At 58.3% G+C, this 25739-nt stretch carries 24 protein-coding genes; 16 read left to right on the plus strand and 8 right to left on the minus strand.

Annotation, left to right across the window (positions count from 1 at the left end; translation table 11 throughout):
* Positions 1–31 precede the first annotated feature (31 nt).
* Positions 32–1123, minus strand: coding sequence for a response regulator (locus tag ACQE3D_RS06090; protein WP_064027733.1), 1092 nt, complete (start codon positions 1121–1123; stop codon positions 32–34).
* A gap of 208 nt (positions 1124–1331) precedes the next feature.
* The gene (locus tag ACQE3D_RS06095; RefSeq protein WP_313728712.1) at positions 1332–2747 is read right to left on the minus strand and encodes a PLP-dependent aminotransferase family protein; all 1416 of its coding nucleotides are present in this window, start codon (positions 2745–2747) and stop codon (positions 1332–1334) included.
* A gap of 198 nt (positions 2748–2945) precedes the next feature.
* Between ACQE3D_RS06095 and ACQE3D_RS06100 the strand changes: the two genes are divergently transcribed.
* The 6 genes from ACQE3D_RS06100 (at position 2946) to ACQE3D_RS06125 (ending at position 8915) form a co-directional block, all read left to right on the plus strand.
* Complete coding sequence (locus ACQE3D_RS06100) at positions 2946–3875, plus strand: DMT family transporter (RefSeq protein ID WP_313728711.1); 930 nt, start codon at positions 2946–2948, stop codon at positions 3873–3875.
* On the plus strand, positions 3872–4411 hold the full coding sequence (locus ACQE3D_RS06105) for a peroxiredoxin (protein WP_313728710.1): 540 nt from the start codon (positions 3872–3874) through the stop codon (positions 4409–4411). Before ACQE3D_RS06100 ends, ACQE3D_RS06105 begins: the two co-directional genes overlap by 4 nt.
* A gap of 104 nt (positions 4412–4515) precedes the next feature.
* Positions 4516–5238 carry a response regulator transcription factor gene (locus ACQE3D_RS06110; protein ID WP_168032281.1) on the plus strand — a complete coding sequence of 241 codons (723 nt, stop codon included), beginning with the start codon at positions 4516–4518 and terminating at the stop codon, positions 5236–5238.
* The gene (locus tag ACQE3D_RS06115; RefSeq protein ID WP_313728709.1) at positions 5235–6992 is read left to right on the plus strand and encodes an ATP-binding protein; all 1758 of its coding nucleotides are present in this window, start codon (positions 5235–5237) and stop codon (positions 6990–6992) included. Before ACQE3D_RS06110 ends, ACQE3D_RS06115 begins: the two co-directional genes overlap by 4 nt.
* An 85-nt stretch (positions 6993–7077) precedes the next feature.
* Positions 7078–8298, plus strand: coding sequence for a hypothetical protein (locus tag ACQE3D_RS06120; RefSeq protein ID WP_313728708.1), 1221 nt, complete (start codon positions 7078–7080; stop codon positions 8296–8298).
* Positions 8268–8915 carry a methylamine utilization protein gene (locus ACQE3D_RS06125; RefSeq protein WP_313728707.1) on the plus strand — a complete coding sequence of 216 codons (648 nt, stop codon included), beginning with the start codon at positions 8268–8270 and terminating at the stop codon, positions 8913–8915. Before ACQE3D_RS06120 ends, ACQE3D_RS06125 begins: the two co-directional genes overlap by 31 nt.
* A 213-nt stretch (positions 8916–9128) precedes the next feature.
* On the opposite strand, the gene ACQE3D_RS06130 is transcribed toward ACQE3D_RS06125, so the two are convergent.
* The 3 genes from ACQE3D_RS06130 to ACQE3D_RS06140 form a co-directional block, all read right to left on the minus strand.
* A complete protein-coding gene (locus ACQE3D_RS06130) occupies positions 9129–9956 on the minus strand; it encodes a spondin domain-containing protein (protein ID WP_071157480.1) in 828 nt (275 codons plus the stop codon).
* Between the two features lie 158 nt (positions 9957–10114).
* On the minus strand, positions 10115–10543 hold the full coding sequence (locus tag ACQE3D_RS06135; protein WP_313728706.1) for a type II toxin-antitoxin system VapC family toxin: 429 nt from the start codon (positions 10541–10543) through the stop codon (positions 10115–10117).
* Complete coding sequence (locus ACQE3D_RS06140) at positions 10540–10794, minus strand: type II toxin-antitoxin system Phd/YefM family antitoxin (RefSeq protein WP_313728705.1); 255 nt, start codon at positions 10792–10794, stop codon at positions 10540–10542. The genes ACQE3D_RS06135 and ACQE3D_RS06140 overlap by 4 nt, the downstream gene beginning before the upstream one ends.
* Before the next feature lie 188 nt (positions 10795–10982).
* Here ACQE3D_RS06140 and ACQE3D_RS06145 point away from each other — a divergent pair, with 188 nt between their 5' ends.
* Together ACQE3D_RS06145 and ACQE3D_RS06150 are read left to right on the plus strand one after the other, a co-directional pair.
* Positions 10983–11213, plus strand: a complete 231-nt coding sequence (locus ACQE3D_RS06145) for a DUF4160 domain-containing protein (protein WP_071157486.1) — start codon at positions 10983–10985, stop codon at positions 11211–11213.
* On the plus strand, positions 11210–11707 hold the full coding sequence (locus ACQE3D_RS06150; RefSeq protein ID WP_313728704.1) for a DUF2442 domain-containing protein: 498 nt from the start codon (positions 11210–11212) through the stop codon (positions 11705–11707). Before ACQE3D_RS06145 ends, ACQE3D_RS06150 begins: the two co-directional genes overlap by 4 nt.
* Positions 11708–12008: 301 nt before the next feature.
* Here ACQE3D_RS06150 and ACQE3D_RS06155 read toward each other — a convergent pair whose 3' ends face one another.
* From ACQE3D_RS06155 to ACQE3D_RS06165, 3 genes are all read right to left on the minus strand, one after another.
* Positions 12009–13538, minus strand: coding sequence for a hypothetical protein (locus ACQE3D_RS06155; RefSeq protein WP_313728703.1), 1530 nt, complete (start codon positions 13536–13538; stop codon positions 12009–12011).
* A gap of 36 nt (positions 13539–13574) precedes the next feature.
* Positions 13575–14126 (minus strand): DUF4238 domain-containing protein, encoded by a 552-nt coding sequence (locus tag ACQE3D_RS06160; RefSeq protein WP_313728702.1) that lies wholly within the window; start codon positions 14124–14126, stop codon positions 13575–13577.
* 818 nt (positions 14127–14944) lie between these two features.
* On the minus strand, positions 14945–15844 hold the full coding sequence (locus tag ACQE3D_RS06165; RefSeq protein ID WP_313728701.1) for a LysR family transcriptional regulator: 900 nt from the start codon (positions 15842–15844) through the stop codon (positions 14945–14947).
* A gap of 195 nt (positions 15845–16039) precedes the next feature.
* On the opposite strand from ACQE3D_RS06165, the gene ACQE3D_RS06170 reads away from it, so the two are divergent.
* The 8 genes from ACQE3D_RS06170 (at position 16040) to ACQE3D_RS06205 (ending at position 25630) form a co-directional block, all read left to right on the plus strand.
* Positions 16040–16657 carry a glutathione S-transferase family protein gene (locus ACQE3D_RS06170; protein WP_071157494.1) on the plus strand — a complete coding sequence of 206 codons (618 nt, stop codon included), beginning with the start codon at positions 16040–16042 and terminating at the stop codon, positions 16655–16657.
* 428 nt (positions 16658–17085) lie between these two features.
* Positions 17086–17706 (plus strand): pyridoxamine 5'-phosphate oxidase family protein, encoded by a 621-nt coding sequence (locus ACQE3D_RS06175; RefSeq protein ID WP_313728700.1) that lies wholly within the window; start codon positions 17086–17088, stop codon positions 17704–17706.
* A 78-nt stretch (positions 17707–17784) separates the two neighbouring features.
* A complete protein-coding gene (locus ACQE3D_RS06180) occupies positions 17785–19374 on the plus strand; it encodes a tetratricopeptide repeat protein (protein ID WP_313728699.1) in 1590 nt (529 codons plus the stop codon).
* 123 nt (positions 19375–19497) lie between these two features.
* Positions 19498–19887 (plus strand): hypothetical protein, encoded by a 390-nt coding sequence (locus ACQE3D_RS06185; protein WP_313728698.1) that lies wholly within the window; start codon positions 19498–19500, stop codon positions 19885–19887.
* Between the two features lie 365 nt (positions 19888–20252).
* A complete protein-coding gene (locus ACQE3D_RS06190; protein WP_313728697.1) occupies positions 20253–21254 on the plus strand; it encodes a VPLPA-CTERM sorting domain-containing protein in 1002 nt (333 codons plus the stop codon).
* A 103-nt stretch (positions 21255–21357) separates the two neighbouring features.
* Entirely contained in the window at positions 21358–23616 is a 2259-nt protein-coding gene (locus ACQE3D_RS06195) for a cytochrome c peroxidase (protein ID WP_427501322.1), read from the plus strand.
* A gap of 44 nt (positions 23617–23660) precedes the next feature.
* Positions 23661–24431 (plus strand): hypothetical protein, encoded by a 771-nt coding sequence (locus ACQE3D_RS06200; protein ID WP_313728695.1) that lies wholly within the window; start codon positions 23661–23663, stop codon positions 24429–24431.
* A 404-nt stretch (positions 24432–24835) separates the two neighbouring features.
* Complete coding sequence (locus ACQE3D_RS06205; RefSeq protein WP_313728694.1) at positions 24836–25630, plus strand: hypothetical protein; 795 nt, start codon at positions 24836–24838, stop codon at positions 25628–25630.
* The last annotated feature ends 109 nt before the right edge of the window (positions 25631–25739 follow it).

The following is a 25739-nucleotide window of genomic DNA, read 5'->3' on the forward strand; positions in this document are numbered from 1 at the left end:
CCAAGCGAGAAGCGCGGCGGCGGAGAGTGGTTTAAGGGTTGGCATCGTCGCGGTAGGTGTCGGCGATCGCGCGGAACGCGTCGAAATCGCCGAAAAACGCCTCGACCAGATCGGGGTCGAAATGCCGGCCCTTGCCTTCTTCGATAATGCGCCGGACCTCGGTAAGGGCTAGCGCTTCCTTGTAAACCCGCCGGGAAATCAGCGCGTCGAATACGTCGGCCAAGGCCATGATCCGCGCCGACAACGGAATGGCGTCGCCGCTCAAGCCGTCAGGATAGCCGCTGCCGTCCCATTTTTCGTGGTGCCAATGCGCGATTTCCTTGGCCAGATTCAAAAAGGCCACCGGACCGGCGCCTTCGCGTTCGGCCAATTCGATCGCGTCGCTGCCCAGTTTGGCGTGGGTTTTCATGATGCGCCATTCCTGAGCGTCCAACGGACCGGGCTTGCGTAAGATCGCGTCGGGAATGCCGACCTTACCGATATCGTGCAACGGCGCGGACTGGGCCAATAGTTTGATGTAGTCGTCGGTCAACAGCGCGGAGAAGCGGGGATTGGCCGTCAGCTTTTCGGCCAGGGTCCGTACATAACATTGAGTGCGCAGGATGTGGTTGCCGGTCTCGGTGTCGCGGATTTCGGCCAATCGGGCCAGCGCGCGGATGCTGACGTCTTGAATGGCTTCGTTTTCGCTCATGCGTCTGGCGATCTCCGACTCCAGCCGATTGTTGCGGATGCGCAGCCAATCGCGGGACTGTTTCAGTTCGAGTTGGTTGCGTACTCTGGCCAGCAAGATAGGCGCGGTGATCGGTTTGGTGATGTAATCGACCGCGCCCGCGTCCAGGCCTTGCAATTCGGCTTCGGCACTATCCATCGCGGTGACGAAAATGACCGGAATGTCGGCGGTTTGCGGTTGTCCGCGTAGTTGCTCGAAGACTTGGTAACCGTCCATGTCCGGCATCATCACATCCAGCAGCACCAAATCGGGACGAGGCCGGGTGCCGGCGATGGAAAGAGCCTTTCGGCCGGAATTGGCGACGAGTACCCGGTACAACGGCGCCAGCAATTCGCTAAGGACCGTTAGGTTTTCGGGCGCGTCGTCGACGATCAATACTGTTTTTCTGAGCATCGGTTGCGGATACTCCTTAATTTTTAATGTTTGCAATCGACAATGCGTTGCGCCGTCGGTGAATCACGCTGGGAACTCTATCACGATTTTTCCGAGCCGGTCCCGGCAAAACTGTGAGCGCAATCAAACTCCTGGGCTAGGTCGCCGAATACTGGAAACCGCTTAGGTCGGCCGGGCTCGACCGCTTCGATCGCGGGATTGGATAGGCTCAGGCGGCGGCGACCAAACGCCCCAATTTCTCGACCGCGCGTTCGATGTTCCGATCCCAGTCGCAGGCACAGTTAATTCGGATGAAGTTGCGGTACTTACCGGTCGCCGAAAAGACCGGACCGGGAGCGATACTGATGCCCTCGGTCAAGGCCCGCCGCGCCAACAGTAATGCGTCGACCGCGTCGGGCAATTCCAGCCACAGCACGAAACCGCCGGCCGGTTGAGTCAGTTTGGTGGCGGCCGGAAAATATCGGACGATGGCGGCGGTCATTCTCGCGACCGCCTCGGCATAGCGGCGCCGGGATTGGCGCAGGCCGCGTTCGAAACCGCTGTCGGCCAGCAATTCGGCGACCGCCAATTGCGTCAACGACGGTGTTGCCAGATTGGCGGTGTATTTCAGGTATTCGACTGACTTTAAATAGCGTCCCGGCGCGATCCAACCAATCCTCAGGCCGGGCGACAAGGATTTGGAAAACGACGAACAATGCAGCACCCGGCCGTCGTCGTCCCAGGCCTTGATGACCGGCGGCCGCTTCGCGCCATGACCCAAATCGCCGTAGACATCGTCTTCTATCAGCGCGAACCGATGCCGCTCGGCCAGACCCAACAGTTCGCGCTTACGCGATTCGCTCATTAAAAAGCCGAGCGGGTTGCTGTAGTTGGGTACCACCAAACAGGCCTTCACCGGCCATTGCTCGCAGGCCAGTTGCAGCGCTTCCAGGGATATGCCGTCGCGCGGGTGGGTGGGAATTTCGATAGCTTTCAAACCCAGGGCTTCGATGACTTGAAATTGACCGTAAAAGGTTGGCGACTCGATCGCGACAATGTCGCCGGTTTGGGTGACGGCTCGCAAGGCCAGCGCGATGGCTTCTTGGCAGCCGTTGGTCACGACGATGTCGTCCGCCGCCAGCGCGCAGCCGGCTTCCAGCATGCGCCGGGCAATCTGTCTGCGTAGTTCCGGATTGCCTTGCGCCATTTCGTAGCCGGCGATCCGGTTGCGATGGCGGCGGGCGCAACCGGCTAGGGCGCGTTCGATTCTAAGGACCGGCAGAAAAGACGGCGCCGGGACTGCGGCGCCGAAGGGTACGGTGCGGCGCTCGGCGGCGGCTTTGGCTAAACGCAGCACCAATTCTTGGCCGCTGACCGGCGACGGCTGCAGCACCGGTCCGGACTCCGCCGGTTCCGGCAATTTGGTCGCCGGCGCGGCCGGACGCACATAATAACCGGATCTCGGTCTGGCTTCGATCCGGCCGAGGTCTTCCAAGTAACGCAAGGCCTGCACCGCCGTCGCGGCGCTAACCTGTTGGGTTTCGGCCAATTGCCGCACGCTGGGTAAGCGTTCGCCGGGTCGGTAAACCCCCAAGGCAATGGCGCTGGCGAGACGTTCGGCGATTTCCTGGTATAGCAATGACATTGGGCGACCGTTACAGTTGTGGGTGGCGGTGACGAATACAGACAAGCATTCGCGGATTCTGTACGGGTTAAATTTAACACTTTTGGGTCTGTATCGGTTTTGATTGAGTCGGCTAGCATAAGCACGTCAATTGTCGGTAGGGCTTGCGGGTCCGATTCGCCGACGATTCGACGTTTCGCCAACCTATGAGAAACCATCATGAATCTACCGAATCAACCGCGCGGTGCCGACGGGCGTGCCGCGTGCTTCGGGATGCTCGGCATCCTGGGTTTCAGTTTAACCTTGCCGGCCACCAGGCTGGCTGTCGCGGACCTGGACCCGGTCTTCGTCGGCCTGGGCCGAGCCGTGGTCGCCGCCGGGCTGGCGGCCGTCGTGCTTTGGTGGGCGAAAGCGCCCCGGCCTTCCCTACGCCAATGCGGACGATTGGCCCTGGTCGCGGCGGGCGTGGTTGTCGGTTTTCCGCTGCTCTCGACGTTGGCCTTGCATACCGCCGCCGCCGCGCATGCCGCGGTCATCGTCGGTCTGGCACCGTTGGCGACCGCGCTCTGCGCGGCTTGGCTGGCCGGCGAGCGTCCCGGCATCCTGTATTGGACGGCCACCCTGATTGGCGGCGCGACGATCGTCGGTTTTTGCTGGTGGATAGGCGGGGGCGGGCTTAGCCGGGCCGATTGGCTGCTGCTCGGGGCGGTGGCCTCGGTTGGTTTCGGCTACGCCGAGGGGGCGCGGATGTCGCGCGAGCTGGGCGCTTGGCAGACCATCAGTTGGGCTTTGCTGTTGGCGGCGCCGTGTTTGTTACCGGCGGTCTGGCTGGCCGCGCCGGCGCATTGGGCGGCGGTCGGATGGACAAGTCTGGGCGGTTTCGCTTACGTCAGTCTCGTCAGCATGTATCTGGCCTTTTTCGCGTGGTATAAAGGTTTGGCGATGGGCGGCATTGCCCGGATCGGTCAACTGCAATTGTTGCAGCCGTTCCTGACGCTGGCCGGCGCGGCGCTGATCCTGGGCGAAGCGGTGGGCCGCTCGCAAATGATCGCCGCTTCCATCGTGTTGGTTTGCGTGATCTTGGGCCGGCGCGAGCCGCGCCGCTTGCGCGTTCCGGCCCTTTCACACTCTGACGCGAGGTCGCCATGAATAAATATTCGCCGATGTTAAAACGCTTGGCTTTGTTTTTGACTTGGCTGCCGTTCGCGTCGCCGAGTTGGGCCGATCCGCCCACTCTCGGCGGTCCGGCGCCACTGTTTCGCTTGCCTACCCACGACGGCGGCGCATTCGATTTGGCGGAGCGGCGCGGTAAGGGCTGGACCGTATTGTATTTCTACCCCAAGGCCGGCACGCCTGGCTGCACCACCCAGGCCTGTGCGTTCCGAGATGCCATCGACGTCATTCGCCGCCAAAATGCCGAGGTATTTGGGATCAGTACCGATAGCGTTGCCGCTTTACAGGCGTTTCACCGCGAGCATCGCTTGAATTTCACGCTGCTTGCCGACGTCGATGCGCTGACCACCGACGCCTACGGCGTAAAAATGCCGGTGCTGACGATGGCTAAGCGGCGCACATTCATACTCGATCCGGAACTGATCGTCCGGCGCATCGACGACGATGTCGATCCGGCCTTGGACGCGCAACGGGTGGCCGATGTATTGCAAAAATTGCAAGCCGGGCCTTAAACGGCCAAATCTCACGGAGTTATCACGGAGCGGTGAGTCTTTCGTGAATGGCGTCGCGGCCTGGATTGGCCGATAATCGGCGTTTTTTAAACATCCTGCCGTCGATGCTTCAAACCAAACACCTGCTGCTGGTCGAAGACGATCCCGACATTGCCGGCCTGTTGGCCGACAATCTGCGCGACGAAGGTTATCGGGTGGATGCCGTCGGCGACGGCGATGCCGCGCTGGCCGCGATCGCCGGCAATCGCTACGACTTGCTGTTGCTGGACGTGATGCTGCCCGGCGTCGACGGCTTGGAAATTTGCCGGCGGGTGCGAGCCGGGCCGGTGTATACGCCTATCATCATCGTCAGTTCCAAATCCAGCGACATCCAACGCGTGGTCGGTCTGGAAATGGGTGCCGACGATTACATTGCCAAGCCGTTCGCGCTGGCCGAAGTCGTCGCCAGAGTCCGCGCGCTGTTGCGGCGGGTGGCGGCGTTGAGCCAACCGGCCGCCGAACCGGCCGATGCTGTTCTGATCGCCGGCGGTTTGCGGATCGATGCGCAAAGCCGCGCGGTGGCGTTGGACGGTCAACCGGTAGCCCTGACCGCGCGCGAATTCGACTTGCTGCACTTCTTCGCCCGCCATCCCGGCCGCATGTTCACCCGGCTGGAATTGCTGAACCAGGTTTGGGGTTACAACCACGACGGCTACGAACACACTGTCAACTCCCACATCAACCGCTTGCGGGCCAAAATCGAAGCTGATCCGGCCAAACCGGCGCGCATCCTGACGGTGTGGGGCGTCGGCTACAAGTTCGCCGGAGCGGACGATCCCGGCGCATGACGCTGAGTTTCCAAAGCCGCATCGCCCTGTTGTTCGCCGCGCTGTTCGTCGCGGTGCAGGCGCTGACGGTGGTCTGTATTTATCTCGCGGTACGCGACAATCTGCTGCGTCAGCTCGACCAGGACTTGCGCTACGCCGAGCAAGCCTTCCGGCAACTGCTGGTCGAACGCGCCGAACGAGTCGCCGGCGAAACCGGCTTGCTGGTCGCCGATTTTGGCTTTCGCAGTACCGTGACCGGCGGCGACCCGGCCACCATCGCCTCGGCGCTGGAAAATCTGCTGTTGCGGGTCCGCGCCCAGCGCGGCATGTTTATCGACCCGCAATTCAACGTCGTCGCCGATAGCGCCGGACTATGGCAAGGCCGAACGTTTCCGTATGCGCAAACCTTGGCGGAGGCGGACGCCGACCGCCCGCTGGTCTGGTTCGGCCTGCTGAACGACCGCTTGCAGGAATGGGCACTGGTGCCGGTCCTGGCGCCGTTGCCGATGGGCTGGGTGGCGGTGGCGCAGGCCGTCGACGAACAGCGCATCGCCCGGTTTCGGCAAAACTCGCTGTTGCCGCTGCATATCGGTCTGGCCGAACTGAATGCCAACGGCAACCGCCTGCTGGCCGGTTCGGCCCCGGAGGCGGCCCTGGCTTTGCTGAACGACGCGACCGACCGGGCGCTGACCGCCACGGTCGATACCGGTCAAGGCCGTTATCTCGGCCGGGTACTGGCTTTGCCGGCGGCCGGCCGCGCGGAAGGCATCGTCGCGTTGCTGCAAATCAAATTCACCGACGCCTTCGCCGGCTACCGCCATATGCTGTTACTGGCGGCCGGGGTGTTGTTGCTCGGCCTGTTGGCGACGCTGTTCGGCAGCGTGATCATCGCCCGTAATCTGTCGCGGCCGCTGCGCGCGCTGGCCGGCGCCGGCGAACGGGCGGTCAACGGCGATTTTGCCGTCTCTTCGCTCACCGGCCGGAGCGACGAACTGGGCCGGCTGGCCGATACCTTCGTCCGCGCCGCGCAACTGGCCGGCCAACTGGGCGAACTGCGCCAGAAAGACCAGGAGCGGCGCGAGTTGGTGGCCTCGGTGTCGCACGATTTGCGCACGCCGCTGGCCGCGTTGCGCGGCTTTCTGGAGACCATGCAGCGCAAGGCCGATACCCTGCCGTCCGACGAGCAGCAACATTTTCTGGATACCGCGTTGCGTCAGACCGAAAAAGTCAGCCGCTTGGCGCAAGAGTTGTTCGAGCTGGCCAAACTGGAATGCGATGACGCCAGTCTGAATCCCGAGTCCTTCAACTTGGCCGAATTGCTGCAGGACGTCGCCCAAAAATACCGCTTGCAAGCCGAGCAGCGCGGCGTGACCTTGCAAGCCGAACTGCGCCCGGATTTGCCTATCGTCGCCGCCGACATCGGCCTGATCGAGCGCCTGCTGACCAATCTGATCGACAACGCCTTGCGCCACACGCCGAAAGGCGGCCGAGTCCGGCTGGACGCTTGGCCGGCGCGCGGCCGGGTGGCGGTGGCGGTCGGCGATACCGGCATCGGTATCTCTCCGGAATATCTGCCAACCTTGTGCGATTGGGACTCGCCGCTGGCCCGCCGGGCCAGGGCCGACGGCGGCGGTTTTGGGTTGATCGTGGTCGGCAAGATCGCCCAGCTGCACGGCAGCCGCTTGCAAGTGGAAAGTACCCTCGGCGTCGGTAGCGAATTTCGTTTCGACTTGCCGCTGGCGGATTCGGCGCGCGCGGCCGGCGGCAGCCGGTAACCGAACCATGCTCAGCAGACCGCCAACGTCGTTCCCGTTGAGGCCGGAGTCCGCGATTTCGGTCTGCCGCGGATTTTCTCTAGCGATGCTGACTGTTTCCGGCTTGCTGTCACCCGCCCGAGGAGCCGCCGACGGCCAATTTCCGGAAGTGACTTGGCACGGCCTGCTGGACCTGCGCTACCAACACAGCGACGCCGCGCCGGGCGAGCTGGAACACGGTCTGGGCAAGCTGCGCGCCGGCGGCGAGCGCGACCGCTGGCGTGTTAACGAAGCCGCCGCGACGTTGCAGGTACGCTTGGACTGGGATTGGATGCTCAACGCCACCGTCAAATACGCCGACCGCCAATCAACGCCGTTGGATTTGACCGAAGCCTATCTGGCCTACCGGCCGGTAGGCGCCGCCGGCTGGCGTTTGGCCGGCCGCCTGGGCATGTTCTTTCCGCCGATTTCTTTAGAAAACACCGGCACCGCCTGGAGCAGCCCGTACACCTTGAGCTCGTCGACGATCAACGCCTGGGTCGGCGAGGAATTGCGCGCGTTCGGCGGCGAGCTGCGGGTGGATTACCAAACCGAAGCCGGCGACAAACTCGGCGTGTTCGGCGCCGGCCTGGCTAACAACGACACCGCAGGCTTGACGTTGGCCTGGCGCGGCTGGAGTTTGCACGACTTCGAATCGACCTTGACCGGCCGTCTGCGTCTGCCGGATGGCATAGCCATACCGGCGCTGTTTCCTAAACAGGCCAATGCCAGCCAGAGCTTCGTCGAAGTGGACGGCCGCCCCGGCTTTTACGCCGGCATCGCCGCCGAACGGCCCCAGCGTTACAGCTTGCGCGCGCTGTATTACGACAACAACGCCGATCCGGCCGCGCTGTCCGCCGGCCAATACGGCTGGCACACCCGCTTCTGGAGTTTGGGCGCCAAAGCCGAATTGCCGTGGGAAACCACTTTGATTTCGCAAGCAATGACCGGGCGAACCAGCATGGGCGAATTGCTCGGCGACTTGCGCGCGGTCGACGTCGGCTTTTGGTCGGCAAGCTGGCTGTTGAGCCGGCCGCTGGGCGACGGCCGTTTCAGCGTGCGCTACGAACGTTTCGGCAGCGACGAACGCGATTACCTGCCGCAAGACCGCAACGGCGAACACGGTCAAGCCTGGACCGTCAATTACAACCTGACCTTTGCCCAGCACCATCAATTGAATGTCGAATTCAGCCGCATTTTCAGCGCCCGCCCGGCGCGGCAGGAACGCGGCGAAGCCGCTTATCAGGAGGACACACTGTGGCAAATCGCTTACCGGCTGTTTTTTTAACGGCTTGGGCCGTGGTCGCGCCGGCCGCGGAATTGGCGGGGAAAGCCTTGGCCGGCGGCAGGCCGTTGGCCGATATGGTGGTCGCAGCCCAAGCCTTGGACGCCGCCGGCCGGGTCAACGATCCGCCCGCGCCGGCCGCGATGGCGCTGGATCAGAAAAGCCGCGAATTCGTCCCGCACGTGTTGGCGGTGCGCAGCGGCACGCCGGTGTATTTTCCTAACAGCGACGCGATCAAACACCACGTCTACTCGTTTTCCGCGGCCAAGCGTTTCGAGATCAAGCTCTATAGCGGCGTGCCGCGCGAACCGGTACTGTTCGACCGCCCCGGCATCGTCGCGCTGGGTTGCAATATTCACGACTGGATGTTGGGGTATGTCTACGTCAGCGACGCGGATTATCTGACGGTTACCGACGCCGAGGGCCGCTGGACGCTGGATTTGCCGGACGGCCGCTACCGCTTGAGCTTCTGGCACCCTGACGCGTTGGAACAAGCGGCTGAGCAAATCGTCAGCGTACCGGCCGCCGAACTGACGCTGACGGTGGAATTAAAAACCCGCTTCCCCACCGGCAAGCCGCCGGCCAGTTTGCAAAATCAAGGTTACGGCGACGGGTTTTGACGCGGTGCGAAACCGGAGTACAAATCCAGATTTGCACTCCAAACCGGACGTGGGCAGCGGCGAAATGGGTCAGGGGGAATGCGCCATTTCGCCACCGAGTCCGAAAAATTAAAGCCAGTCGCTAGACATCAGCGATAGAACGACTCGGCTAGAGCCGGGCGCCGATCGGAGTACAAATCTAGATTTGTACTCCACCGAGTTAAGCCGAGCGCCTCAAGCCGGCAAAGCCGACGCAGGCGCCCGCCGCCGCAACCAGCCGAACAACGGCAACACGCTGCCGAACAACCAAGCCGCCGCCGGTACCGGCACTTGCGACACCGCGCTGATTTGCAGCAGCGGCGTATTGGCGCCGGGCAGGTCGGTAAAGTTGTAACCGGCCGCGGTCGCCAGACCGGCGTAGACCGCAAAGTCGTGGTTGGCCTGAATCGTGCCGTTTTGTGCCGGACTGTCCAAGGCATTGGAACCGGCCAGGAAAGCCGCGCCGGTGGTGCCGTCCAGTTCGGTGCCGGCGTCCCAAATGCTGCTGCCGTTCTCGACGAAGGTGCCGCCGGTGAAATGGCCTTGGGCGTCGAACAATTCGATTTCGGTCGGCGAGTCGTTGCCGACGAAACGGTCGTTGGACGGCACCACCATCGCGAAATAACTCAGGTAGCGGTTTTTAACCGGGTCTAGGTCCAGGGTGACGCTGCCTTTGGCGCCGGGCAGGAAAATGCCTGGGCCGAAGGCGTTGACCGACGCGGTCACCGTCGCGCTGGTACCGCCGGCCGCCGCCGCGCCGCTGGCCGCGAACGCCGACGACAAGCCGGCGCCGCTGCCTAACTCGGCAATCGCTTCGATGGCCGACGACGCCGTGGTGCCGACATCGAACGCGTCGAAGGTACCGTCGTGCAAGGCGATGAAAAACGGACTCAAGGCCGGCCCGTTGGCGGCGGACAGATTGCTGAAACTCAGCGTGACTTGAGCCGCCTCGGCCGAACTCAACGGAGCGGCGCCGGCCGCCAACAACAGCGCCGACAGCGCGAAAGCATGGTTTTTCTGCATCGTGATTCTCCTTAATGTGAATGCCAAATGGCGCGGCCATTGTGCAATCGGAAACATCACGAAATCTTCACGGGGAGGTCAAATGGGCGTGAGATGTGGGGCTGTCGGTCAGCCAGTCGTAGGGTGGGCAAATTGCCCACCGTTCCATGGTGAGGCTGTCACAGCATAGCCTCCCACGGATTGAGGATAGTCACGCCCGTAGCCTGGAAGTCGGCCACGTTGCGGGTAACCAGCGCCATACCATGCACCAGCGCCGTCGCCGCGATCAGCGCATCCCGCTCGCCGCGTTTGTCGGGCACATGGAGCTTGGCGCAACGCAGTGCAACCGCTGTATCGATCGGCAGAGTCCGTTCGGAGAACTCCGGCAAGACCTGCTGTTCCAGCCATGCCCGCGACACCGCACCTTGGCTGGCGTCCTTGCGCTCGATCGACAAAACGCCCAGCTCCAATTCCATCAGGGTGATAACCGACAAGAACAAGTCGGCGGCATCAACGCTGTCGGCCCAAGCCGCCACATTCGCATTCGCCTTGCCAATCCGGACTTTCCGCAATTCGGAAACCACGTTGGTGTCGAGAACATACATCATCCGAAATCTGCCGGCCTAGCCCCCACCGTCAAAGGCTGCGGCTCGAACTCGATGTCCGCCGCATCCGGCATGGCTAGCGAATCGGCAATGTTGCGGCGCTGCCTTGTCAGCCGCTGGTATTCCTCGATGCTCAATAACACGTGTGCGGGCTTGCCCCGATCCGTGATGAATACCGGTCCATTCTTGGCCGCCTTCTTCGCGCGGGTAACATCCTGATTCAGCTCTCGGCTGGAGATGGTCGTAATAGCCATGGCGACGCCCTCTATTTACAATGTATGAACATTACTACAAGCGAACCAGCGGCACCAGCTTCTTGCCGCCGCGCGCTGGAAAATTGGGTCGGCTTAGCGGGGTGTGGCGATTCAAATTGAATTAGAAAATGGTATACAAGGTATACGTGGCTTGAAAGCATGCAACGATTGCATCACAATCCCTAGCCATGCCAGTCGTTCAACGTTTTAGTTTTTGCCGGGTTCGGGTCAACGCCAAAGACCATCCGCCGCCACATTTCCACGTCCTGATGAACGACGGGCGCGAGGCTTGGGTCAAAATCGACACTCTGGAAATCATCCACGGCAAAATTGCGCTGCGCGAATTGTCCGAAGTGCTGGTGTGGGCAAGAGCCAATCGCGACAAGCTGACCAAGCTATTTGAGGAATTGCAACGATGAGTAAAGACCATTTTCAACTGACCAAGGTCGAGCCGTTAACCGAATACAAGCTACGCTTGCGTTACGCCGACGGCCAAAGCTTCGAGGTCGATTTGAACGCCTGGATCACCGAAACCGAAGCGCTAAGTCCGCTGAAAGATCGGGACTTATTTGCGCAAGCCAAAATAGGTTTCGCGGGACGGACGGTTGATTGGATCGAAGACGAACTCGATCTGGCCGCCGACAACCTGCGTAATCTGGCGGTCGAGCAGTTCGGCGGCATCGGCCACGAACGCATCTGGCATTGGCTACACGACACCGGACTCACGCTGGAGCAAGCCGCCGAGGCTTTGGGTATTTCCCGCCGCATGCTGATTTATTACCGAGACGGCGAAAAACCGATTCCCCGCGCGATCTGGCTGGCCTGCCTGGGCTGGGAAGCCGTACGCCCAACCGGGTCAACTTTGCCGCAACATATTCCTTCGGTTAAGGAATACGCGGCGTTGCATGCTTGATCCTAAAAAGAGCAGTTTGGCGATGAAAAATTCCGTTCGTCCTGAGCTTGTCGAAGGGCGCGCGGGATTTTTCATTCACCCGTTTGGTGAGTGTATTGCGAGCCGTCCATGCTTCGACGTTGCTCAGCACGAACGGCCCGCAATACACGCCAACTGCCGTTTTTAGGTTGATTGTTTAGCAAGAAACGGGCAGGTTGGTCGAATAATTTCGAATAGGCTCCAGTGTTGCCCGCCTTTTTATGCCACGTGGGCACAAACACCGTGCCCATCCAGGTTTGCATGAATTGCGTTAACTGGGTACCTATGCGGTTTTTTGCAAATCTTCCATGTCAACGGCAAGTGGTATTTCAACTTTAATTTGCCCTGTATCCATTAGCCAAGGAAAAACCGAAAACTGCCAAAGCAATCTTTCAACATGGATATTAAGAGCGGTTAATTCCGAAATGTCAGTCCATTTGCCTTGCTTGGAAAATATCTTTTCCAAATCCCGCTGATATACATAAATCCATTTTTTCAATCCCAATTCATCAAGGATTTTTGTTACTTGTTCTTCGTCGCCAAAAAATGATTTCCCAAGACCGTCACAATGACCAATTAACGATGCCGCGCAGCTTAAAGCATCTCCAATATTTTTAATAGCAAACTCTAAAAACGAATCCAGATCACCATCATGTCTGTAGGATAAACGCGCATTTGGAATAACTTCCTTGGCGTGTCTGAATGCAATAATCACTTGATCTCTATACCAATCTTCCTTATTTGGCTTACATCCTGCGGAAGTGCGGGCACAAAAATAGGAGCTGCATGCATTATAAATATGTTTAAAAAGAATCCCGCTCCAACGATCTTCCAGTGGCTTTATAAGAGAATCTGGCAGAGTAGTGTCTACTAATTCAATGAATGAAATGCCAGCTAATAACGTTACAAGCACATGCAACGCTGTTTGGAATAAATCTTCATTTTCTGGATTAAGTAATGCTTGTCCCAGCCAAGAAGAGGAAATTATAGATGACATAACTTTTTCATCAATTATCATTACATGAGCGGTAGCCAATCCAACGCTATGCTCTTCTTCAATTGGCTCTAGTAGCTGAGATATTAAAAATCGTTTATCGATTGTTTGAATTATTTCTGGGTGGTTAGCTGTAAAAACAACTGATTCAATTCGGTTTAGTGGCATAATTTTGGCCAACTCACAGACAATAGCTTCTATAACTGACGCTATTTTCTCTGCGCTTTCACGATCAACGGAATCAGGAAAAGAAACTGGGAAGCTAATGCCAGTTTTATCTTGAATATTGGCGCTGGTGACTTTTATTTCACCAGGAATTTCTATCGTTGACTCAAGACATGAGGTTTTACCCAGTTTCTCAACTGAGTTACGGGCAATGGACAGGATATTTTGCTTAGATTCTTTACCTATATCGGCTACGTAAGACGCAATTGCCGCTGTATTAATAGGACTTACGAAAAACTCTGCACTGCAAGCAGCAGCAAACCGATTGAATTTTTCAAATTCCACCCTCCTGTTAAGATCTCGACGGCCAACTAGAAGTTGATTGGTACTTATCGGAAGAAGTACTTGTTCAATATTTTCGACTTCGCTTCCAAGGACATGAGGAATCCACCGATTTTCCGAAACGCCAACAGATATCGCTACGCAATCGGGCAATATTAAATTGGCATCAGGTACTTTAATGACAGTCCAATTTAATTGCGTCAATGTCTCAATTCTTGGTTGTGGGGCGAGACTCTTTTCAAGAGCTTGTATATGGCTACCGCGAGCCAAAGTCGGTATTTTTGAACCAAAAACATTTAAAGCGTCAGGCAACCAGGAAAGACGTTGAGCATATATTGTTTCAAATTCTTATCTTGAGTAAAAAAGCGCAATTCGTTGAAGTAGTGTCTCCGGAATTTCGCAAGATAGATTTTGACGTAAAATTCTTAAATTCTCACTAAGTTCTTTAAAAAATTCTGAGTTCGATTGATTGTCGTCCAGGCCAATCATAGACCTTAACGACTCCGGTTCCGAGACCAATGTACTTGTTGTAGTAATAATCTCCTGAAACCCTAATCCGAAGACATTTCTTAAAAAGTCTCCACGAATTGTCAGGTGAGTAACAAATTCTGCAGCAAGAACGCAATCTACTGATTCATTTGTTGCCAAATCACGAAACTGCTGTAACACTTTTGCCAAAGACTTTTCGTAATTGGTTATCAAATCATCAAGAGTTATTTCCTGGTCACCAGATGGTAATTCTGAATAGAAGTGTCTTTCGGCAGCAACATTAACTGTATTAGTCAAATAGGGGGCTTGGCCTGCTTTGAAAACCCATACCTGAACTTTGTTACCACGTCGCTCTGCTGAAAAGCCTTTCAGCAAACATTGGGGTATATAATGTTGTTTTCGGCCGGACATAATTTCTTTAAATAAATATAATCAAAAGTGTGCGGCCAAATCACGACCGTTTTGAAAACAGCGAATAGCACGTACGATGCGGTGAACAAAGCGAATCACATCGATCGCGTCATTCTCTCCCCACTATCTTCGACAAATCACTTGGCTCTTGGAGATTGAAAACGGTGCCGTTGCTATTTTGTTCTTTTCTCGATCGATGCGGTTTGCTCCTCACCGCATCTACGGGCACGCAAATGGGTTCAGGTCTTTCAATCAAGCAACACATTAACTTGGCAGAACAACCTTAATTTATAACTTCACCACTAGCGTTAGTTATGCTGGCGTTCATAGTGGGTCCAGATGTCATGCTTACCTTAGCTGACCGTTTCAAAGACCGTATCGACTTTGCCTAATGTTTGTTGGCTTTCTTCAAGCATGTGTGTCTTGTATCTTTAATATCGCTCGTCTTGACAAACAATATCAAAGTGTTACGAAAGCTTGGCTAAAAAATTATCTTGAATCAGCCGGAAGATTATCTTGAAAAACGCCATTGAACAACTTCACGCCGAACCTTTGTCGGGTGCCGTGACGAGGGCCGTAGGGTGGATAAGCGAAGCGCCATCCACCTATTTGCGTTCCTATGGCGGATGGCGCTTCGCTTATCCACCCTACAACTTTTATTATTTGAATGGCTGATTTAAATTTTAAACCGACATCCAAGATAAATACACGAACTTCCGCAGAGGGTCGAAGCCGGCCATCTCTAAATGTAGATAATTCTTTCTGAAATCACAGGTATTCTGCCTGCCGCTCAATTAACAATTCCAGACCGTAATATCTCACAACCACCTCGCCTCCCGCTTCAACCGCTCGGCAATCAAATCCACGAAACTTCTGACCTTGGCCGAGGCGTAGCGGCCTTCGCGGTGCAGGACGTGGATCGGGACCGGCGGCGGTTCGTGGCGGTTTAGCACGGTTTGTAACTGGCCGCTGGCCAGGTAGAGGGCGACTTGGTAGGACAGCAGGCGAGTCAGGCCCAAGCCCAGCACGGCAGCTTCGATGGCGGCGTCTATCGTGGTCGTGACCAGCCGGGGTTGGACCCGCACGCTGAGCGCGTCCGCGCCGCTGCCGAAGCGCCAGTCCGGACCAGCACTGAGGCCGCCGGCGGCGATTAGGGCATGGCCGGCCAGTTCGCTCGGGTGGTTGGGGGCTTCGTGGCGCTTTAAATATTCCGGCGCCGCGCACACCACCGGCCGCACTTGGCCGACGCGTAACGCCCGCAAACTGGAGTCCGGCAATTCGCCGATGCGGATGCCGACATCCATGCCTTCTTCCAACAGATTGACCACCCGGTCGACGAACATCGCCGTCACGCTCATTGCCGGGTAGCGTTGCAGGTATTCGACGATGCCGGGCATCACGTACAACTTGCCGAACTGCGCTGGCGCGGTGACGGCCAGGTGGCCGGCAGGCTCGGCGTTGATACCGGCGGCAGCTTCGTCGGCTTCGTCGACGTCGGCCAGTATCCGCTTGGCGTCTTCCAGATAGCGCTGGCCGGCATCGGTAACCCGCACCAGCCGGGTGGTGCGCTGCAGCAGCTTGACCTGCAAACGTTCTTCCAACGCGGTAATCGCTCGCGTCACCGCCGGCGGCGACATCGTCAAACGCCGGGCGGCGCCGGCAAAGCTTTGCGCTTCGGCAACCGCGACGAACACCGTCATCGCTTGCAGTTTGTCCATCTTCTACCTCCTTGAATCGGTCCGAACCGGGGTCGGTAAGCGGCGCTTGAACGCCTATTTTATTCCGATAACCGGAATAGTGAATTGTAATTTGTCCGTATTCTGTTTATTCGAAGTAGTCAATACACTGTCCCCACGGTTGGCAAAGGCCGGCCGCAACGCAAATCCACTACGCCTAACATGACAGAGGTTTTTATGAAAATATACGAATTCCGCGCCTTCCCCAATCCGCTCCGCGCCCGGATGGCCGCCGCCGAAAAAGGCTTGACCGACCGTATCGAGTTTATTCAGGTCGACGTGCCGAACGGCGAACATAAACGTCCCGAGTTTTTGCAACTGAATCCGGTCGGCAAGGTGCCGGTGTTGGTGCTGGACGACGGCACGGCGATCGCCGAGTGCACCGCGATTACCGAGTATCTGGACCATAGCGCCGGCACGTCGGTTTTGACCGGCGAAACCGCCCAACAGCGCGCGCAAATCCATATGCTGCAACGCCGCGCCGAGGCCTTGGTGCTGGACGCCGCCAGCGATTATTTCCATCACGCCACGGCCGGTTTGGGCAAGCTGGAGCCGATCCAAATTAAGGAATGGGGCGAATACCAGCGCCAGGTGGCGATCAGGGGCATGCATTATTTCGACAGCGTGCTGCGCGGTAGGCGTTATGTGATGGGCGAACAGTTGACGATGCCGGACATCACGTTGTTTGCCGGTCTGGCCTTGATCGAGCTGCTGCAAATCGGCATTCCGGAAACTTGCACGAACTTGCGCGACTGGCGGGATCGGGTCGGGCAACGGCCGAGTGCGTCGGCTTGATCGGGTTTGATCATGCCGTTTGAGTGGGCGGGAGTCTATTGCTTGGCCGCTTGAGGTTTTAAGTTCCCTTCGGCTCCGCTCAGGGAACGGACCCTTCGGCTCTGCTCAGGGAACGCCCGGTGATACATTCGACTCCGTGCAGGGTACGGCCGGCGGTCCGTTCGGTTAAATTCTACTCCGTGCAGGGAAGGCCAGAAGGCCCTTTCGGTTAGATTCGACGCCATCCGGAGACGAACCGGCGAGTTCCGCGAGCGAAGGCGAACCGGTGGGATCCCTGAACGGAGTTGAACGGGCGCGTTCCCCGAGCGGAGTCGAACGTGCGCGTTTCCTGAGCGGAGTCGAAGGGAATGGCCCGGTTGGCCGAAGCCGCGAAGCTTCAACAAAAAACATCCATTATTTTCATCTTTCCGCAATCGAGGTAGATCGCCATGTCCAGAGCCTTTGCCGACATTTGTTTTACCGATTCGGTGCGCGCGGCGCAGAACCGTTACGGCAGCCGGGACGGCAATCTCGGTTTCGAAACCGCCGCCGATCCGCGCGCCGAACTGGGCGAGACCGAGCAGGCCTTCGTCGCCGAGCGCGACGGCTTTTATCAGGCCAGCGTCGGCGAAACCGGTTGGCCTTACGTGCAGTTTCGCGGCGGCCGGCCCGGCTTTCTAAAAGTGTTGGACCCACGCACGCTGGCTTACGCCGATGTGCGCGGCAACCGCCAGTACATCAGCGTCGGCAATCTGGATGCGGACGGGCGGGTGGCGTTGATCTTGATGGATTACGCCGCGAGGCGCCGGTTGAAAATCTGGGGCGTAGCCCACATCGTCGAATTGGGCGCCGCCGATTGGCCGACGGCGTTGCCGGCCGAAACCGGCGTCGAGCGGGCCATCGTCATTGATGTAAAAGCTTACGACTGGAATTGCCCGAAGCATATCACGCCGCGTTTTACCGAAGCGCAAGTCCAGCAGCGTGTTGCCGGCCTGCTAGCAGAAATCGAAGACTTGCATGCCGAAAACCGCCGATTGCGCGAAGGTTTGGCAGCCCGCGATCGCAATTGAACAACCGGCCGACTTTGCCGCGTCGGCGCGGTTTGCGGTATGCTGCGCGCCTCGTTTATTCGAATGCCGACAGCCGTTATGAAAGCCCCACTCAAGCAACCGCAACCGGCGGAGTTGCAAGCCATTCACCAACTATTTCAAGCCGGACAAGTCGCGTTGGCCGAGGTCCGGGCGCAAGCGTTGGCCTCGGCATTTCCCAAATCGCTGCCGGCCTTGAATTTATTGGGCATGTGTCAACAGGCGCAAGGCAAATTGCGCGAGGCGGCGGCCAGCTTTCGCAAGATGATCGCACTCGATCCCAACATCGCCGAAATTCACTTTAACCTCGGCGCGATTTACACCCAGCTTAACGATGCCAAGGGCGCGATGGCCGCCTATCGCAAGGCCTTGCAAATCAAGCCGGATTTGACGGTCGCCCACTTCAACCTCGGTGCATTGCTGCAACAGCAAAGTCAGTGGCAGGAGGCGGCGACGCATTACCGGCAGGCGGTGGAACATCAGCCCGGTTACTTTCAGGCCTGGGCTAATTGGGGGGCGGTATTGCAAACGATCGGCGATCTGAAAGCCGCCGAACAGTGTTACCGTAAGGCCTTGGAAATCAACGCCGACGCGCTGGGCTATTTCAATCTCGGTACCAATCTGTACGATCAAGGCGCCCACGGCCAAGCGATCGAAGCTTTCAACCAAGCCTTACAACTGGATCCGCAATTCGCCGACGCTTGGAACGACCTGGGCGAGATTTACCGCGATCAGGCCAATATGGACGAAGCGTTGCGCTGTTACCGCGCGGCGCTGCAAGCCAACGCCGAGCACGGCCGGGCCAATTACAATCTCGGCGAAAGTTATTGTCTGGGCGGCCAGTTCGAGCAGGCGATACCGTATTTTGCCGCCTCCGATTTTGCCGATGCCCAAGAGCGGGTGCTTTTATGCCTGTATAAAACCGGCCAGTTCGAGGCCTTTAAACAGTGCTTGGACCAGTTCATTGCTGAAGATCGTCATGGCTCGGTGTTGCTGGGCAGCCTGGCGACCCATTACGCCACCAATTTTCGCCAAGTGGACGCTTACGGCTATTGTCGCGACCCGATGAGGTTTGTCCGGCATACGTTTATCGAAGAATTGGCCGACCCGAATAGCGCATTGCTGAGTCAATTGTTGGACGACGTCAAACACCTGGCCATCGCCGAGCGCAAGCAGGGCCGTTTATATTACGGCATGCAATCGGCGGGGAACTTGCTGCAGCGGCCGGAAGCGTCGTTTCAACAATTGGCGATGTTGATCCGCGCCAAAGTCAAAGCCTACCGGGACCACTTCGCCGGTAGCGACGACGCGTTGATCCGGCGCTTTCCGAAAGCTCTGGAGTTTGCCAGTTCCTGGTATTTACGGATGAATCAGGGCGGCTATCTGACTTCCCACATCCACGAGGAAGGTTGGATCAGCGGTTGCGTGTATCTGCAATTGCCGGATAAATGCGATAGCCACGAAGGCAGTTTCGAATACGGCACCGATGGCGACGATTACCCGCGCCTGCACGACGACTTCCCGACCCAAATCGTCGATCAAAAAGTCGGCGACTTGGTGTTGTTCCCATCCTCGCTGTTCCACCGCACCATTCCGTTCAATTCCGACCAGGAACGCATCTGCATTGCGTTCGATATAAAGCCGGCTTGAATCGCGCGCGGCAAACCAGGGTCGCCGGCGTCGCCGTTTGGCGAAGACAAGCAGAAGGCTAAGTGCGCGTTAGTCGTTAACCGGTTGCCGAAGCAGGCATTAGGCCGGCTCGACTTAGCGCTTATGGCTTACTTCCGTCAGGCCGAGGGCTCGCCACTCGTCGACGAGTCGTTGCCGAACTTTCGGCGTTTCAGGTATGGGCTTCCGAATTGCAATAAACCGACGCTGCAGCGCGACGGCGGGCGTCGATTGACAGGCGAAGCGGTAAACCTAAAAAGGGCAGTTGGCGTGTATTGCGGGCCGTTCGTGCTGAGCAACGTCGAAGCATGGACGGCTCGCAATACACTCACCAAACGGGTGAATGAAAAATCCCGCGCGCCCTTCGACAAGCTCAGGACGAACGGGATTTTTCATCGCCAAACTGCTCTTTTTAGGGTAAACGATCGTGAACCATACTATTTCTCAGGTATTTTCAATGAAGCCTGTTATTCAATTTGTTCGCGGCTTAACTAAAAAGCTAACGATTGAATATATGTAAAAACCTATCGCCTTAGTCTGATGCCTTCCCCGTAGCCCCGATTGTCAGAGTAGCTTCCAGGCTCATGCTGGCAGTGGCTAGTCCAAAAAACCCGGATTGACAAACAATTTCGTTATAACTTATTGTGCATAACGTCGATATATTTTGACGGATATAACAAATCGAAAAAATTCTCGTCGCCAGGGTCATCTTAAATACAGGCTTTGTTTGGGACTTGGCGGCGGAACGGCATGTGGCTTCCTGCGCTTGGTACTTGGTAGAGGACTGCTGGGGACTTGGGCTAACAGCCGCGACTTTAAAAACGCACGGACCACTTTATTTGAACCAGAGGAAGAAAACCATGCAAAACCTGAAATCGATAGCTCGTACCGTCTTGGCCGCTTCGGTCATTGCACTGTCGCTGCCGGCAAGCGCCGAGGCGGATGTCATGCTGAGCGGTTACCTGAAAAGCGGTAGCCCGGCAAGTTTCAGCATCGCCGATCTGCAAGCTTTCGGCGCCGCTACGTCGGTAACGGTCGGCGGCAATACCTATACCGGCGTGTCGCTGTATAGTTATTTGAACAGCTATGTCGCCACGCAGCCCAACAGCGCGAACGGCCCGAAAAACGATCTCTTACGTGAATTTGTGGTTGCGACCGGTAATAACGGTAGCGCCGTGTACACGATGGGCAATCAGCTCGGCGGCAACTTTGGGGGAGCCCAGGACATCATTGCCTTTCAAGACAGCAACGGCGTCTTGGCCGCGCCCAGCCTGATCGCGGCCGACGGCACCAGCGTAACCAGTCTGACCAGTTTGGATGTCGGTCATGTCGCTTGGCAGGGAACAGGGAGTGGCGGTATAGCGAATTCATTCACGGTCGGTGGTGCGGTAAGCAATCCCGGTAGCTACTCGCTGGCCAACTTACCGGGCTCGCTGACCCCGATTACGACTTTCAGCAATTTGGCGACGGGTTCGGCGACCGGATTCACCGGCGTGTCGATGTGGGATTTATTGGTGGCGTCCGGTATCTCGACCAATCCGTCATCGCTGAAAACTTCCTATGTGGTCGCGACCGCTACCGATAATTACACCGTGGTCTACTCGCTCGGCGAGATCCTGGCGCGGCAAGCTAGCGGCACGCCCGACTTGATTGCTTACGCCGACGGCATAGGCAGTGGTTTGGGCAATGCCGGGGTCTTCCGCACGATCATTCCCGGCGATACTCGAGGCGGACGCTACATGTCCAACTTGAGCAGCTTGACCGTGGTCAACGCGGTACCGTTGCCGGCCGCGGCTTGGATGATGCTGAGCGGCGTGCTGGGATTGGCATTCCAATCGCGCAAACGCGTTATAGCCGCTTAAATCCTTCGGTTCGGCGCACGCCGGACCCACGCCGATCCCTTGGTGTGCGACCGGCTACGCCGAGTCACCTGATAACTTGTAAAAACAGTCGCGAGAATTTTCCATGCGTGCCATGTATCGAATGCTTTGCGGCGGCGCTCTGCTGTCCGCCGTGATGACCTTGCAGGCCGCCGGCCCTCTACCGGTGTCGCTGCGCGGGGTGCCGACGCCACCGGTGCCCGGCCTGCTGGACGGCGCCAATCCGATCGTGGTCGATCAAACTGCCGCGATCGCCCTGGGTAAGGCGCTGTTCTGGGACCAAAACCTCGGCTCCGACGGTCAGGCCTGCGCCTCCTGTCACTTCAGCGCCGGCGCCGACGGCCGGGTCAAGAACCAGATCAATCCGGGACAAAATTCGGCGCAACCGGCCGGGCAAAGCTTCGATGCCTTGCCGTCCGGCGCCGGCGGTCCCAATCACACGCTGGTGGCCGAGGACTTTCCGTTGCAACGCTTCGGCAATGTCACCGACAACAGCACGCTGATTTATAACACCGACGACGTGGCCGGCTCGGCAGGCAGCTTCGGCGGCGAGTTTCAAGGCACTTCGACCTTCAGTGGTGCCAACGACCAATGCCGGCGCGGCGCCAACGAGGCGTTCAACGTCGGCCACGTCGGTACCCGCAAGGTCACGCCGCGCAATGCGCCAACCGTGATTAACGCGGTGTTCAACCACCGCAACTTCTGGGACGGCCGCGCCAACAACAGCTTCAACGGCAGCAGTCCGTGGGGTCCGCGCGATCCGGATGCCGGCGTGTGGATCAAGCTCAATGCCAGGACCGTCGTCAAACAACGCTTGAATCTGATCAACTCGGCGCTGGCCTCGCAAGCGGTGGCGCCGCCGATTTTCAACGACATCGAAATGGGCTGTCACGGCCGCACCTGGCCGGACATCGGCCGCAAATTGCTCAATCGCCAACCGCTGCAAAGTCAGCCGGTACATCCGCAAGACAGCGTGTTGGGCGGGTTAAGCAACAGCAGCGCCGGCAACTTGAAGCCGGGCTTGAAAACCACCTACAAAAACCTGGTCATCCAGGCTTTCAACTCCCAATATTGGGCTTACAGCGGTGTCGGCAAATTCGGCGCCCCGGCCAACGGCGGTGCGGCCTACAACCAGATGGAAGCCAACTTCGCGATGTTTTTCGGCCTGGCGATTCAAATGTACGAATCGACCTTGGTATCCGACCAATCGCCGCTGGATTTAAGCCCGCTGGATGCGGCCATGATTCCGACTTGGTCCAATGTATCCGATCCGGCGCTGGTCGCGTCGCTGAAACGCGGCGTTAGTCTTTTCGTTAACAATAACTGCTCGTTGTGCCACGCCGGACCAACGCTTAGTTTGGCGGCAGTGGCGACGAACGCCGCATTGGTTGCGCCGACGCCGGGCGCGACCTTCGGCCCGCCCGCGACCCCCATCGCCTACGGCCCCAATGCCTTTGGCCCGAATAATATTGCCGCCGGCGCCGGCATCTCCCGCTATGTCAATCCGGTCACTCGCGATAATACCGGCCAGAACTTGCCGCGTCTGATGGATTTGGGCTACACCAATGTCGGCGTGACTAAGCCGGATACCGATCCCGGCGTGGCCGGCGTCGATCCCTTCGGCCAGCCGTTATCGTTTGCGGCCCAATACGTGGAATATCTGGCCGGTAATAGCGCCGGGGTCTTCGATTTGCCGATCGACAACGTGCGTAGCTGCGACTTCCTGATTCCGCTGGCGGTCAACTTGAACGCACCGCTCAGTAATATTTTCCTGCCCGGCGACGGCATCCAGGCCGACGGCAGCCGGGAAGGGGGGGCGCGTAACCAAAACTGCCGCAACGCCAATCCGGTCACGGCCTATATCCCGACCGTCGCCGCTGCTCAGGCTAACCGGAACGGTAGCAAAATGGCGGTCGCGACCAACGCCGCGTTCAAGGTGCCGACCCTGCGCAACGTCGAATTGACCGGGCCTTACATGCACAACGGTGGCATGGCGACGCTGGTGCAAGTCATCGAGTTCTACGCCAGGCACGGCAATTTCGCCAGTCCGGAATTGCACGGCGTGATCGGCCCGATCGCGGCGAATTTGATCAACCCGCAAAACACCGACGATCTGAGTAATTTCCTGAAAGCGCTGACCGACGAACGGGTGCGCTACCAAAAAGCCCCGTTCGACCATCCGCAATTAACCATCGCGCACGGCCACGTCGGCAACGATGTGCAAGTTGAAGCCGGCAATTCACTGGGTGCCGATTTGGCCAAGGACGAAACGCTGACCTTGCCGGCGGTCGGCGCCAACGGCGCGGCCGTGCCGATTACCCCGTTTTTAGCGCCGTCGCCCTAAGGCTGGCCCGCGCGCGTATCGACTCCCACCATTCGGAAACCACTATGAAAACAGCGTTTTTTAGACCGCTAAACCTAGGCCTAGCATTGGCGCTAAGCCTGTACCGGCTAAATTCTGCCCACGCATCCGCGAGCTACGACAGCATCGTCACGCTGAGCTACTCGATCGGCATTTTAGACAGCACCAATCCCACGGCCGGCGACAGGACGGGCTTGTCCATCCTCGGAACCTACCAGCAAGCTAGCGACGACCAAAACTTTTACGCAGTCGTCGGCGGCGACGGCCAGTACCAGTCTTACAGTCCCAATCCGGCCGCCGCTACGGTTAGCGGCAAGTTCACCGGTTTGTATTCCGTCGGCGGCAACGTTAACTCAGGCAGCGTCGACAGCTTGTTGACGGGATTATTCGGCCTGGAATTGAACAACAACGGTCCGTATAGCTACAACGTGGCCGTTGATTTTCAGTACGCACTGCAAGCGGCCGCTCACGGCGAATTCGCCAGCACCAACATTTTGTTCGATTACTGGGACGAGGGCGGCTCGAATTCCGGCTTCGACTATGTCTCGGCCGACGCGTTTAGCGGCGATCCGGACGATCAGCAATCGGCGGCGGATACCGCCACGTTTCATTTTGGCTTAGCAGCCGGCGCTACTCGACAGCTCTACGCCCAAGCCGGCATTAGTTCCCATCTGGAATCGGCGGACGCATCGCCGGTACCGCTGCCCGGCGCTGTCTGGCTGTTCTTAAGCGGCGCATCGGCGAGTCTCGGGCTTGCCGGCCGGAGGCAACGCGCCGAGGGCGCCCGCAAAGCTTAACGCCATATCCGCGATGACGGCCCGGACACCGAAAAACCGGTGGTTAACCCAGCGCAAGGACGCGCGCCTTTAACCGGCGGATTGTCGGGTTTGGCTAGTCCCGCCGCGCGAATCGGCCTCATGCGGCGGCAAGCCGGTGTAAGCGCGTGAAATCTCCGGGTGGGTTTCACGGGTGAGGGTGCGTTCATACTCGGGGGTGTCCGTCGCCACGACGCGAACAACGTATGAACAGCGCGGGCTAGGACGTTCCGCGTGGCATGGTCCGGAGGGCAATGCCGAGGAGGGGGAGCGATGATGCGCTCGGCCATGGACAGGCTGGCATTGATCGAACAGGCGAGTTCGATCGATGCCGACTTTGATTGCTGAACGCTACTTATCGTTAATTCATCGGACTTGAGTGATTTATGAAATTTTTATCATTGCAACACGGCGCGGCCCTAATGGCGGTGGCACTAACTTTCGGTAACGGCGCCGCGCAAGCCGGCATCGCCTATAACACCAACGGTTGGGACAGCGGCGATTTTCCCGGTGCGTCCGGATTCGTGCCCGGCACCTGGACAGGCGGCGGCGCGCCGGCATACAGCGGTAAACTGAATGCGGTTTGGTACGCGGACTTGGCGGCCGGCACCAGCGAAACGGTTTCCAGTGCAAACGGCGTCGCGGCCGGCGCCGATCCTTTATACGAATTGGCGGTCGGGCCGATGGGCTGGCAGCGCAACCCTGCAGCGACCTGTCCGCATCAAGGCATAGGCCACGGTTCGGATATAGGCCTGATTACCTTGGATACCACAACCGATCTGACCATCACCGTCGCCGCCGATTCCGATACGCCGTTGGACCTCACCACGGTCGTCAAACCCGGCTTCTCATTGTTTCAAGGTTGGGACACTGGGACCACCGCCAATCAAGTTCAAGCCTATTACAACAACCTCAACAATCCGCTCGGTAGCGTGGGCCTGACGTATTTGAACGGTGCCGGCGCCGCTACCGGCCTCACCTCGATCAGTCTGGTGTTCAGCCATCTGGCGGCCGGTAACTATACGTTGATCCTCGGCGGCAACGCCGGCGGCGGCCACGGCGCTTACAGCGTCGCCTTCTCCGCCGCGCCGGTACCGCTGCCGGGTGCGGTGTGGCTGTTCGGCAGTGCCTTGGCAGGTTTGGTTGGCGTTGGCCGCCGTAACGGGAATGTCGAAGCATAGGTGCGATTTACCCAAGAGCATAAAAGCGCAGCGTAATCGCACGCATGTCAGACCTTCGTTCCTCCGATTACGCTGCGCCAATCGGAGGAACGCGGACTTAAACCGGGAC

It is taken from the genome of Methylomonas sp. MS20 (assembly GCF_050275925.1).
GTDB classification, from domain to species: Bacteria; Pseudomonadota; Gammaproteobacteria; order Methylococcales; family Methylomonadaceae; genus Methylomonas; species Methylomonas koyamae_A.